8 protein-coding genes are annotated in these 12,730 nt (G+C 71.8%); 7 read left to right on the top strand and 1 reads right to left on the bottom strand.

Features of this window, described 5'->3' with window-relative positions; genetic code table 11:
- Positions 1 to 219: 219 nt before the first annotated feature.
- On the bottom strand, positions 220 to 2,631 hold the full coding sequence (gene lon, locus ABZ822_RS03330) for an endopeptidase La (protein WP_360846207.1): 2,412 nt from the start codon (positions 2,629 to 2,631) through the stop codon (positions 220 to 222).
- Positions 2,632 to 3,267: 636 nt separating this feature from the next.
- On the opposite strand from lon, the gene ABZ822_RS03325 reads away from it, so the two are divergent.
- The 7 genes from ABZ822_RS03325 (at position 3,268) to ABZ822_RS03295 (ending at position 12,680) form a co-directional block, all read left to right on the top strand.
- Positions 3,268 to 3,987: a spermidine synthase gene (locus ABZ822_RS03325; protein WP_360846205.1), complete on the top strand. Its 720-nt coding sequence runs from the start codon at positions 3,268 to 3,270 to the stop codon at positions 3,985 to 3,987.
- Between the two features lie 93 nt (positions 3,988 to 4,080).
- Complete coding sequence (locus ABZ822_RS03320) at positions 4,081 to 4,827, top strand: response regulator transcription factor (protein WP_360846203.1); 747 nt, start codon at positions 4,081 to 4,083, stop codon at positions 4,825 to 4,827.
- Positions 4,828 to 4,889: 62 nt separating this feature from the next.
- On the top strand, positions 4,890 to 5,975 hold the full coding sequence (locus tag ABZ822_RS03315) for an ATP-binding protein (protein WP_360847005.1): 1,086 nt from the start codon (positions 4,890 to 4,892) through the stop codon (positions 5,973 to 5,975).
- Positions 5,976 to 6,213: 238 nt separating this feature from the next.
- Positions 6,214 to 10,038: a multifunctional oxoglutarate decarboxylase/oxoglutarate dehydrogenase thiamine pyrophosphate-binding subunit/dihydrolipoyllysine-residue succinyltransferase subunit gene (locus ABZ822_RS03310; RefSeq protein WP_360846201.1), complete on the top strand. Its 3,825-nt coding sequence runs from the start codon at positions 6,214 to 6,216 to the stop codon at positions 10,036 to 10,038.
- 313 nt (positions 10,039 to 10,351) lie between these two features.
- Positions 10,352 to 10,531, top strand: a complete 180-nt coding sequence (locus ABZ822_RS03305; protein ID WP_360846199.1) for a DUF6104 family protein — start codon at positions 10,352 to 10,354, stop codon at positions 10,529 to 10,531.
- 194 nt (positions 10,532 to 10,725) lie between these two features.
- On the top strand, positions 10,726 to 11,610 hold the full coding sequence (locus ABZ822_RS03300; RefSeq protein ID WP_360846197.1) for a DUF4097 family beta strand repeat-containing protein: 885 nt from the start codon (positions 10,726 to 10,728) through the stop codon (positions 11,608 to 11,610).
- Positions 11,610 to 12,680 (top strand): helix-turn-helix transcriptional regulator, encoded by a 1,071-nt coding sequence (locus ABZ822_RS03295; protein ID WP_360846195.1) that lies wholly within the window; start codon positions 11,610 to 11,612, stop codon positions 12,678 to 12,680. Before ABZ822_RS03300 ends, ABZ822_RS03295 begins: the two co-directional genes overlap by 1 nt.
- The last annotated feature ends 50 nt before the right edge of the window (positions 12,681 to 12,730 follow it).

Raw genomic sequence — 12,730 nt, 5'->3', positions numbered from 1 at the left:
GCGGCGAACGTGCAGGTTGTTGTTCGGCCTCCCGGGGGTGTTTCGCCGCCCTGCGGGGACACCCCGCCACGCCCCCTTCCCGCGGTCAGCGGGGTGCCCCCGGCGCCGGACGCCCCGGCTGATCCGAGCCGATCCGGAGGGCACGGTCTCACCGACAGGCACGGACGCGGCCCCCTCCCGGCTACGGGGAAGGGGCCGCGTCGCTCCGGCCGACGTCCGTCACGCCGCGACCGGAACCTCCGGTTCCTGCTCGCTGTGCGCGGGCTCCAGAGCCAGCTTCAACACCTGCCGGACGTCGCTGACGGGGTGCACGTCGAGCCTCTCCAGCACCTCGGCGGGTACGTCGTCCAGATCCGCCTCGTTCCGCTTGGGGATCACCACGGTGGTGACACCGGCACGGTGCGCGGCCAGGAGCTTCTGCTTCACCCCGCCGATCGGCAGCACCCGGCCGGTCAGCGACACCTCACCCGTCATCGCCACATCGGTGCGGGCCTTCCGCCCCGACAGCAGCGACGCCAGAGCGGTGGTCATCGTGATGCCCGCACTCGGCCCGTCCTTGGGAACCGCTCCGGCCGGCACGTGCAGGTGCACGCCCCGCTCCTTCAGGTCCCCGACGGGCAGTTCGAGTTCCGCGCCGTGCGAGCGCAGGAAGGAGAGCGCGATCTGCGCGGACTCCTTCATGACCTCGCCGAGCTGCCCGGTGAGCTGCAACCCGCTGCCGCCGGTCTCCGGATCGGCCAGCGACGCCTCGATGTAGAGGACGTCGCCACCCGCGCCCGTGACCGCCAGGCCGGTGGCCACACCCGGTACGGCGGTGCGCCGCTCCTCCGGGTCCTGCGCCGACTCCGGGACGTGGTGCGGACGCCCGATCCACTGCCGCAGATCGCCCGGACCCACGGTCACCGGCAGCTCCTGCCGGCCGAGTTCGTGCTTCGCCGCGACCTTGCGGAGCAGCCGGGCCACGGCCCGTTCCAGGTTCCGTACGCCCGCCTCACGGGTGTACTCCCCCGCGAGCCGGCGCAGCGCGCCGTCCTCCAGCACTACCTCGCCGGGCTCCAAGCCCGCCCGGTCGAGCTGGCGACCGAGCAGGTGGTCACGGGCGATGACGACCTTCTCGTCCTCGGTGTAGCCGTCGAGCCTGACCAGCTCCATCCGGTCGAGCAGCGCTTCCGGGATCGCCTCCAGGACGTTGGCCGTGGCGAGGAACACCACGTCGGAGAGGTCGAGTTCGACCTCCAGGTAGTGGTCCCGGAAGGTGTGGTTCTGCGCCGGGTCGAGGACTTCGAGCAGCGCCGCGGCCGGGTCGCCGCGGAAGTCGGAGCCGACCTTGTCGATCTCGTCGAGCAGCACGACCGGGTTCATGGACCCGGCCTCCTTGATGGCGCGGACGATCCGGCCCGGCAGGGCACCGACGTACGTACGCCGGTGGCCGCGGATCTCCGCCTCGTCCCGGACACCGCCGAGCGCGACGCGGACGAACTTCCGCCCCATGGCCCGTGCGACGGACTCGCCGAGCGAGGTCTTTCCGACACCGGGCGGGCCGACGAGGGCCAGCACCGCGCCTCCGCGGCGACCGCCCACGACACCCAGGCCGCGGTCCGTACGCCGCTTGCGCACGGCCAGGTACTCGGTGATGCGCTCCTTCACGTCCTCCAGACCCGCGTGGTCCGCGTCGAGCACGGACTTGGCGCCGGGGATGTCGTACGCGTCCTCGGTGCGCTCGCTCCAGGGCATCTCCAGAACGGTGTCGAGCCAGGTGCGGATCCAGCCGCCCTCGGGGCTCTGGTCGGAGGCGCGCTCCAGCTTGTCGACCTCCTTGAGGGCGGCCTCGCGCACGTGGTCGGGCAGGTCGGCGGCCTCGACACGGGTCCGGTAGTCGTCGGACTCGTCCTCGGTGTCGCCGTTCAGCTCGGCCAGCTCCTTGCGGACGGCCTCGAGCTGGCGGCGGAGCAGGAACTCGCGCTGCTGCTTGTCCACGCCCTCCTGAACGTCCTTGGCGATGGACTCGGCCACGTCCTGCTCGGCCATGTGCTCGCCGAGCCAGCCGGTGGCCAGCTTCAGCCGGGCGACCGGATCGGTGGTCTCCAGGAGCTGGACGCGCTGCTCGGGGGTGAGGAACGGCGAGTAGCCGGAGTTGTCGGCGAGCTGGCCCGGGTCGTCGATCTGCTGGACACGGTCCACCACCTGCCAGGCGCCGCGCTTGCGCAGCCAGCTCGTGGCCAGCGCCTTGTACTCCTTCATCAGCTCGGTGACCGAGCCGGGCAGCGGATCGGGGACTGCCTCCTCGATCCGGGTGCCCTCGATCCAGAGCGCCGCCCCCGGACCGGTCGTCCCGGCACCGACGCGGACCCGGCTCACGCCGCGGATCAGCGCGCCGGGGTCGCCGTCGGAGAGCCGGCCGACCTGCTCGATCGTGCCGAGCGTGCCGACCGCCGCGTAGGTGCCGTCGGTCCGTGGGACCAGCAGCACCCGTGGCTTGCCGCCGGACGAGCGTGCGGCGGCCTGAGCGGCCTCGACGGCGGCCCGTACCTCGGCGTCGGACAGGTCGAGGGGCACCACCATGCCGGGCAGGACGACCTCGTCGTCGAGCGGCAGCACGGGCAGTGTGAGCGATGTGGACGTCGAAGCCATGATCTCCCCTTCGGCATTCAAGTTGAGCGTTACTGACTCAATGCGCGAGGGGGTCCGGCTGTTCCCCGAGGGGTGTTCGCTGTGAGCGATCACCTCCCTACGCGGCGGCACACACGCCCGGAGGACGCCGTTCGCGCAGGTCGGGACGGGTGGACATCCAGCGCCCCCTCCGACGTCCGGGCCGCTCCGACGATCACCCACCCCACTCCGGCACATCCGGACCGCCGGCCGCGGGTGTCACCGCCGGGCCGGTGACCGTCCGCACGGGCCTCCCACCGAAGGCACCGACGCCGCGACGCCACCGTCACGAACGCACACGGGGCGACGCACAGCCCCCGCGCGCACGGCCGGTTCCGGAGCGTGACGGCGCCACCCACCGCACCCCTCCCACCCCCCTCATCAGGGGGGAGATGCCCCTATGACTTCCGTCACGTCGGGCGGCGCGCACACCGTGCACCCCGCCCACCCGCCTCCCGGCCGCACCGCTCCCGGCAACAGCCGTGCCACACCGCCCCGTTGGGCCCGCGGGGGGCGACCGGAACCGCGGCCACCGGCCGCTGTGGCACCGTCTCGTTACCCTGGGTGGCACCGGCGTCCCGCCGCACCCCCGACCCGACCCGAGGAAGACCGCGCGCCATGCTCCTGCCCGACGTCCCCGCCGCACCGGTCACCCTCGACCGCCGCGAGGGCCCGTACGGCGAGGTGGTGCTCCGTCAGCGCGGCGAGCACTTCGAAATCATCGCCAACGGCTGCTTCCTGATGGACACCTCCGACGGCCGGTCGGAGCGGCTGCTGATCGACGCCGCACTCGCCGCCCTGCCCGCGGACCGCGCCCAACCCTCCCTGCTCATCGGCGGTCTGGGCGTCGGCTTCTCCCTCGCCCACGCCGCCGCGGAACCGCGCTGGGGCCGCATCGACGTCGTGGAACGGGAGCAGGCCGTCATCGACTGGCACCGCTCGGGACCGCTGGCGCGCATCTCCGCCGACGCCCTCGCCGACCCGCGGAGCCGGATCCTCCGCACCGACCTGGTCGACCACTTGAGGAACAGCCCCCGGCCGCACGCCGCCGAGACGGTGGGCGGGTACGACGCCCTGTGCCTGGACATCGACAACGGCCCCGACTGGACCGTCACCGAGGACAACGACAGCCTCTACGGACCGTCGGGGCTTGCCAGTTGCCGCGACCGGCTCGCGCCCGGCGGCGTCCTCGCCGTGTGGTCGGCGCAGCCGTCCTCCGCCTTCGAGGATGCCCTGCGAAATGCCGGGTTCACCGACGTACGTACGGAAGAGATCATCGTTGCCCGAGGTGTCCCGGATGCCGTCCACCTCGCCGTAGAGCCCCGTACGCCTGCGTAGCCGAGGTACGCACCGTGCCCGTACCCTGCTCCGTGCAGTGACGGAACGCAGGCAAGGCTCGGCAGGTACACGGGGAAAATGCAGGGGCGGGCGATGGAGCAGACTCACAACGGCGCGGCGGGCAACACGGCCGCTCCCGGCGCTCAGCGCCGCGTCCTGGTCGTCGAGGACGACCAGACGATCGTCGACGCCATTGCGGTGCGGCTGCGCGCCGAGGGCTTCCAGGTGCAGACGGCACAGGACGGCCCCTCCGCCGTGGACACCGCCGAGGCATGGCAGCCCGACCTGCTGGTCCTCGACGTGATGCTGCCGGGCTTCGACGGGCTCGAGGTGTGCCGGCGAGTCCAGGCCTCACGGCCCGTTCCGGTCCTCATGCTCACCGCGCGGGACGACGAGACGGACATGCTCGTCGGCCTCGGCGTCGGTGCGGACGACTACATGACCAAGCCGTTCTCGATGCGCGAGCTGGCCGCCCGCGTGCATGTGCTGCTGCGACGCGTGGAGCGGGCCACCCAGGCCGCCAGCACCCCGCGCACCGGCATACTCCGCCTCGGTGAGCTGGAGGTCGACCACGCACAGCGCCGCGTGCGGGTGCGCGGCGAGGACGTCCATCTGACGCCCACCGAGTTCGACCTCCTGGTCTGCCTGGCCAACACCCCGCGCGCCGTCCTCTCCCGCGAGCAGCTTCTCGCCGAGGTCTGGGACTGGGCCGACGCGTCCGGCACCCGGACCGTCGACAGCCACATCAAGGCCCTGCGACGCAAGATCGGCGCCGAGCGGATCCGTACCGTCCACGGAGTCGGCTACGCGCTGGAGACCCCGGCGACCCCGGCGTCCTGACCGGCGCCGCCCCCATGGACAACCGGCCGCCCGAACCCGTGGACCCCGGCCTCTGGTCCCGGATGTGGGCCCGGGTCTGGGACGGGCTGCGCCCCTTCGACCCGTACCGCTCGGTCAAGGCCGCCCTCGGTGCCCTGGTCATCGTCTCGGTGACCATCACCACGCTGCTGGTCTTCGTCGCCATCCGCACCTCCACGGAGCTGCGGATCGTCACCATCTTCTCGATCATCGCCACCATGCTGATCACCCAGTTCGTCGCGCACGGGCTGACCTCGCCGCTGGACGAGATGAAGACCGTCGCCCGCGCGATGGCGAACGGCGACTACAGCCGCCGGGTCCAGGCCGTACGGCGGGACGAGCTCGGCGATCTGGCCGAGGCCTTCAACCACATGGCGGCCGACCTCGAGGCCGTCGACCGGCACCGCAAGGAGCTGGTCGCCAACGTCTCGCACGAGCTGCGCACCCCCATCGCGGGGCTGCGGGCGGTGCTGGAGAACGTCGTCGACGGCGTCTCGGAGGCCGATCCGGAGACGATGCGGACGGCGCTGCGGCAGACCGAGCGGCTGGGACGGCTGGTGGAGACCCTGCTCGACCTCTCCCGGCTGGACAACGGCGTCGTCCCGCTACGGGCCCGGCGCTTCGAGGTGTGGCCGTATCTGTCCGGGGTGCTGAAGGAGGCCAACATGGCCGCCGCGGCCCGGGCCCACATCGGCGGACCGGGCGCCCGGGCCGACGTCCATCTGCACCTCGACGTCTCGCCGCCGGAGCTGACCGCGCACGCCGACGCCGAGCGGCTCCACCAGGTCGTGGCCAACCTGATCGACAACGCGGTCAAGCACAGCCCGCCGCACGGCCGCGTCACGCTGCGCGCACGGCGGGGCTCCGGCGGATCCGGCAGCCTGAACCTGGAGGTCCTGGACGAGGGCCCCGGCATTCCGGAGTCCGAGCGGCACCGCATCTTCGAGCGCTTCAACCGCGGCGGCGTCTCCACCCCGCACGGCCCGGGCAGCGACGGCGGTACGGGTCTGGGGCTGGCCATCGCCCGCTGGGCGGTGGATCTCCACGGCGGCAGCATCGGGGTGGCCGAATCGCCTCGGGGCTGCCGGATCCGCGTCACACTCCCGGGCACTCCCAAGGCGCACGCTTGACGTAGGCTCGAACGTCAGGTTGCGAAACGGTTGCGGTCATACGGCCGCACCCGCGATGCCGCGGTCCCCGACCGGGCATAACCTGACGTGTTTCCCGCCACATCGCGCCCCGAAACCAGTCGATCAATGTGACTTGCACGACGACTGGCCCGCCCGGCCTGCAACCAGCCCGGCAAGAGGCGTAGCCTTTATTTCCGCTGTCCACCATCTAAGGAAGCGGAAGAGGGCGGTTGCCGCCGTGTCGCCACAGTCCCCCAATACCTCGAGCCTCTCGACCGACGAAGACGGACAGGGGAAGTCCTCCCCTGCAGAAGCGTTCGGCCCCAACGAGTGGCTCGTCGACGAGATCTACCAGCAGTACCTCCAGGACCCGAACTCGGTAGACCGAGCCTGGTGGGACTTCTTCGCCGACTACAAGCCGGGGCATGACACCGGCTCCGCGGTCGCCTCGCCGCCACAGGCGGCGGCCGGGACGCAGGCCCCCGCGGGCGAGCAGCCCGCCGCGGCGCCGAAGGCGGCGGAGCCGGCCGCCAAGAGCGCGCCCTCCGGTGCGAACGGCGCAGCCGCCCAGGCCGCGCCCGCCGCCCCCGCGCCCGCCCCGGCCAAGCCGTCCGGGCCGAAGCACGCCGCCCCGGCCAAGCCGGAGGCCGCGCCGGCGAAGCCGGCCGCCAAGGCCGCCGCGCCCGCGGCGCCCGCGGACACCGAGTTCGTCACGCTGCGCGGCCCCTCCGCCGCCGTCGCGAAGAACATGAACGCCAGCCTCGAGCTGCCGACCGCGACGAGCGTCCGGGCCGTGCCCGTGAAGCTGCTGTTCGACAACCGCATCGTCATCAACAACCACCTCAAGCGCGCCCGCGGCGGCAAGGTGTCCTTCACGCACCTCATCGGCTACGCGATGGTGCAGGCGCTGAAGGCGATGCCGTCGATGAACAACGCCTTCACCGAGAAGGACGGCAAGCCCACGCTGGTCAAGCCCGAGCACGTCAACCTCGGCCTGGCCATCGACCTGGTGAAGTCCAACGGCGAGCGCCAGCTCGTCGTCGCGGCCATCAAGAAGGCCGAGACGCTCAACTTCTTCGAGTTCTGGCAGGCGTACGAGGACATCGTCCGCCGCGCCCGCGCGAACAAGCTGACGATGGAGGACTTCACCGGCGTCACCGCCTCCCTGACCAACCCCGGCGGCATCGGCACCGTCCACTCCGTGCCGCGCCTCATGCCGGGCCAGGGCGTCATCATCGGCGTCGGCGCGATGGACTACCCGGCCGAGTTCCAGGGCACCTCGCAGGACACCCTGAACCGCCTGGGCGTCTCCAAGGTCATGACGCTGACCAGCACCTACGACCACCGCGTGATCCAGGGCGCCGCCTCCGGCGAGTTCCTGCGGATCATGCACCAGCTGCTGCTCGGTGAGAACGACTTCTACGACGAGATCTTCCAGGCCCTGCGTATCCCGTACGAGCCGGTCCGCTGGCTCCGGGACATCGACGCCTCGCACGACGACGACGTCACCAAGGCCGCCCGCGTCTTCGAGCTGATCCACTCCTACCGGGTCCGCGGCCACGTCATGGCCGACACCGACCCGCTGGAGTACAAGCAGCGCAAGCACCCCGATCTCGACATCACCGAGCACGGGCTCACGCTGTGGGACCTCGAGCGCGAGTTCGCGGTCGGCGGCTTCGCCGGCAAGTCGATGATGAAGCTGCGCGACATCCTGGGCGTGCTGCGTGACTCGTACTGCCGCACCACCGGCATCGAGTTCATGCACATCCAGGACCCCAAGCAGCGCAAGTGGATCCAGGACCGCGTCGAGCGTCCGCACACCAAGCCGGAGCGCGAGGAGCAGCTGCGGATCCTGCGCAGGCTGAACGCGGCGGAGGCCTTCGAGACCTTCCTGCAGACCAAGTACGTCGGGCAGAAGCGGTTCTCCCTGGAGGGCGGCGAGTCCGTCATCCCGATGCTCGACGCCGTCCTGGACTCGGCCGCCGAGTCGCGCCTGGACGAGGTCGTCATCGGCATGGCCCACCGCGGCCGTCTCAACGTCCTGGCGAACATCGTCGGCAAGTCGTACGCCCAGATCTTCCGCGAGTTCGAGGGCAACCTCGACCCGAAGTCGATGCACGGCTCCGGCGACGTGAAGTACCACCTGGGCGCCGAGGGCACCTTCACCGGTCTGGACGGCGAGCAGATCAAGGTCTCCCTCACCGCCAACCCCTCCCACCTGGAGGCCGTCGACCCGGTCGTCGAGGGTGTCGCCCGCGCCAAGCAGGACATCATCGGCAAGGCCGGCACGGACTTCACGGTCCTGCCGATCCAGCTCCACGGCGACGCGGCCTTCGCGGGCCAGGGCGTGGTGGCCGAGACGCTCAACATGTCGCAGCTGCGCGGCTACCGCACGGGCGGCACCGTGCACATCGTGATCAACAACCAGGTCGGCTTCACCGCCGCCCCGGCCGCGTCCCGCTCGTCGATGTACTGCACCGACGTGGCGCGCATGATCGAGGCCCCGATCTTCCACGTCAACGGCGACGACCCGGAGGCCGTCGTCCGCGTGGCGCGGCTGGCGTTCGAGTTCCGCCAGGCGTTCAACAAGGACGTGGTCATCGACCTGATCTGCTACCGCCGCCGCGGTCACAACGAGACCGACAACCCCGGCTTCACCCAGCCGCTGATGTACGACCTGATCGACAAGAAGCGCTCGGTGCGCAAGCTCTACACCGAGTCCCTGATCGGTCGCGGCGACATCACGCTGGAAGAGGCCGAGCAGGCGCTGCAGGACTTCCAGGGCCAGCTGGAGAAGGTCTTCACCGAGGTCCGCGACGCCGTCTCGAACCCCGGCCCGGCCCATGTGCCGGAGCCGCAGGCCGAGTTCCCGGTCGCCGTGGACACCGGTATCTCCCGCGAGGTCGTCAAGCGGATCGCCGAGTCGCAGGTCAACATCCCCGACCGGATCACCGTCCACCCCCGCCTGCTGCCGCAGCTCCAGCGCCGCGTGAGCATGGTGGAGGACGGCACGATCGACTGGGGCATGGGCGAGACCCTGGCCATCGGCTCGCTGCTCGTGGAGGGCACCCCGGTCCGGCTCGCCGGCCAGGACTCCCGCCGCGGCACCTTCGGCCAGCGCCACGCGGTGCTGGTGGACCGCGAGACCGGCCACGACTACACGCCGCTGCTCTACCTCGCCGAGGACCAGGCCCGGTACAACGTCTACGACTCGCTCCTCAGCGAGTACGCGGCGATGGGCTTCGAGTACGGCTACTCCCTGGCCCGGCCGGACGCGCTGGTCATGTGGGAGGCGCAGTTCGGTGACTTCGTCAACGGCGCCCAGACCGTCGTGGACGAGTTCATCTCCTCCGCCGAGCAGAAGTGGGGCCAGACCTCCGGCGTCACGCTGCTCCTGCCGCACGGCTACGAGGGACAGGGCCCGGACCACTCCTCGGCCCGGATCGAGCGCTTCCTCCAGGTCTGCGGGCAGAACAACATGACGGTCGCCGCACCGACCCTGCCGTCGAACTACTTCCACCTGCTGCGCTGGCAGGTCCACAACCCGCACCACAAGCCGCTGGTCGTCTTCACCCCGAAGTCGATGCTCCGACTCAAGGCCGCGGCGTCGAAGACGGAGGAGTTCCTGGAGGGCGGCTTCCGGCCGGTCATCGGGGACGACACGGTGGACGCGAGCGCGGTCCGCAAGGTCGTCTTCTGCTCCGGCAAGGTCTACTACGACCTGGCGGCGGAGCGGGAGAAGCGCGGTTCGACCGACACGGCGATCATCCGCCTCGAGCGGCTGTACCCGCTGCCGGGTGCGGAACTCCAGGCGGAGATGGCGAAGTTCCCGAACGCGGAGAAGTTCGTCTGGGCCCAGGAGGAGCCCGCGAACCAGGGTGCGTGGCCGTTCGTCGCCATCAACCTGATCGACTACCTGGACCTGGCCGTCGGTGCCGACGTCCCGCACAAGGAGCGGCTGCGCCGGATCTCCCGGCCGCACTCCTCCTCGCCCGCGGTCGGTTCGGCCAAGCGCCACCAGGCGGAGCAGCAGGCCCTGGTCAGCGAGGTCTTCGACGTCTGACCGGCGCCCACGCACCGTAGGCGAGGCCCGGTCCCGCATCCCGCGGGGCCGGGCCTCCGCACGACGCCGGCCGTTGCACTCCTGTGGCACGGGCGAGTACTTCGGCCCCCACGGGCAGCTCGATCCTCTGGATGCGTGCCACGGTTCCCCCCGCCCCTGACAGCAACTCGCCTTCCCCGGCTTCCACTTGAGCCCCGCAAAGGCACTGGCCTGCGCCGACGGCGGGCGAGACCCCGGCGGCCGGGGGACGGGCGCGGACCGCCGCCCGCATACCCTGGGAGGCGAACATCTCCGGAAGGATCAGGAGCGTCCCGTGTACTTCACCGACCGCGGTATCGAGGAACTGGAGCAGCGGCGAGGCCAGGAGGAGGTCACCCTCGAGTGGCTGGCCGAGCAGCTCCGTACGTTCGTCGATCTCAACCCGGACTTCGAGGTCCCGGTCGAGCGGCTCGCGACATGGCTGGCGCGCCTCGACGACGAGGACGACGAGTAGGGCCGGGCCGGACGAGTAGTACGCGTCCGGCGTGCGCGTCACGCGTCCCGCCCCGCCCCCGGGCCCCCGTCGGGCCGGTGCCGCCGCGATTCCGGCGGATCCGCCTCCCTTGACTTCCCCGGTCCGCGATATATCGTGTTGTCAACGGCAACGCGATATGTCGTCGTACGCCCATCCCCAGGGAGGCCGCAGCAGTGGAAACCGGCAACGAGTGGTCGCTCTCCGGGCCACGCACGCTCGACCTGGCGGGACCGGTCGACCGGGTCAACGTCCGCATCGTCGGCGGCACGGTCGACGTCGTCGGCACCGACGCCGACTCGACGCGGCTGGAGGTCGGCTCGGTCGAGGGCCCGCCCCTGACCGTCACCCATGAGGACGGCGCCCTCACCGTCACGTACGACGACCTGCCCTGGAAGGGCTTCCTCAAGTGGCTGGACCCCAAGGGCCGCCGCCGCAGCGCCGCCGTCTCGCTCGCCGTACCCGCCGGGGCGCGGGTCGAGGTGGGCGTGGTCGGGGCCGGCGCCGTGGTCTCCGGCATCGAGGGACCCGCCCACATCTGCGGCGTCACCGGTGACACCACGCTCGTCGGGCTCACCGGCGACGTCCGTGCCGAGACGGTCTCCGGTGGCGTCGACGCCCAAGGGCTCACCGGACGGCTCACGTTCGCCTCCGTATCCGGCGACCTCACGGTGATCGAGGCGTACGGCTCGGCGGTGCGGGCGGAGTCCGTCAGCGGCAACATGATCGTCGATGTGGACGGCCGGACCGCCGATCTCGCCCTCTCCACGGTCTCCGGTGAGATCGCGATTCGCATCCCGCACCCGGCCGACGCCCGCGTCGAGGCCAGCACCGCGAGCGGCGCGGTCTCCAACGCCTTCGAGGAGCTGAAGGTGACAGGGCAGTGGGGCACCAAGCAGCTCACCGGCACGCTCGGCGAGGGCAGCGGGCGGCTCAAGGCGAGCACGGTCTCCGGCGCCATCGCCCTGCTGCGCCGCCCGCGGACGGAGGACGAACCCCCGTACGGCGAGGGCGAAGGACCGCAGACCGACTCCCCCGCCAACTCAGGAAAGGTCCTCTGATGCCTCCCGTCTTCGCCCACGGCCGGCTGCGGCTCTACCTCCTGAAGCTGCTGGACGAGGCCCCGCGCCACGGCTACGAGGTGATCCGTCTGCTGGAGGAGCGCTTCCAGGGGCTGTACGCGCCCTCCGCCGGCACCGTCTACCCCCGGCTGGCCAAGCTCGAGGCCGAGGGCCTGGTCACCCACGCCTCCGAGGGCGGCCGCAAGGTCTACTCGATCACCGACGCCGGGCGCGCCGAACTCGCCGGCCGGCAGGGCGAACTCGCCGACCTGGAGCTGGAGATCCGCGAGTCCGTGTCCGAACTGGCCGCGGAGATCCGCGAGGACGTCCGCGACGTGGCCGGTGACCTCCGCCGCGAGATGCGGGCGGCCGCGCGTCAGGCCCGCGCCGAGCGGCCCGCCGCCGAAGGCTGGGAGGGCGCCCTGGGCGACCGCGAGGCGTGGCGCCAGGCCAAGGAGGAGCTGCGGCGCGCCAAGGAGGAGTGGAAGGAGCAGGCCCGCCGGGCGAAGGAGGAGAGCCGGCGCGCCAAGGAGGACGCGCAGCGGGCCCGTCAGCAGGCGCGGGACGCGCAGACGGTCGCGCGCGAGGAGATCCAGCGGATCGTCAAGCGCGTCCAGGAGCAGACCCAGGGGCAGATCCGCAGCGGCGACTGGCAGGGCGCCGTGCGCGACGCGCTCACCGAAGTCACCCGGGAGATGCGCCGGGTGACGCAGCAGGCGGGAGCCGGGGCCGGCGCGGATGTGACGGTCGAGCGGGTGGACCTGGGCAAGCCGCAAGCGGGGACGGGTCCGGCGCCGGGGGCAGGTTCGGCCGCGGGCTCCGGTCCGGCCGCGGGGCGCACCGCGAGCGCGGCACCGGAGGGAGCCGAGCCGGAGTGGGCCAGGGAACCCGGTGCCGCCTCCGCCGATCCGGCCCGCGATCTGGAGCGCCTGCTCGACCGCTTCCGCGACGACATCCGCGACGCGGCCCGTGACCACGGGGTGGGCGCCGAGCAGTTGAAGGAGGCGCGCCGCCATCTCTCGACGGCGGCGGCCCACATCGGTGCCGTGCTGCGCGCACCGCGCCACTGAGGGATCACGCCCGGCCCTGGGGCCGGTGCCTCAGGGCCCAAGGCCCCGAG

Source organism: Streptomyces sp. NPDC047108 (assembly GCF_040643575.1).
Lineage (GTDB): Bacteria > Actinomycetota > Actinomycetes > Streptomycetales > Streptomycetaceae > Streptomyces.
The sequence above is the reverse complement of the archived record's forward strand: the minus strand, read 5'-3'. Positions and strand labels throughout refer to the sequence as shown.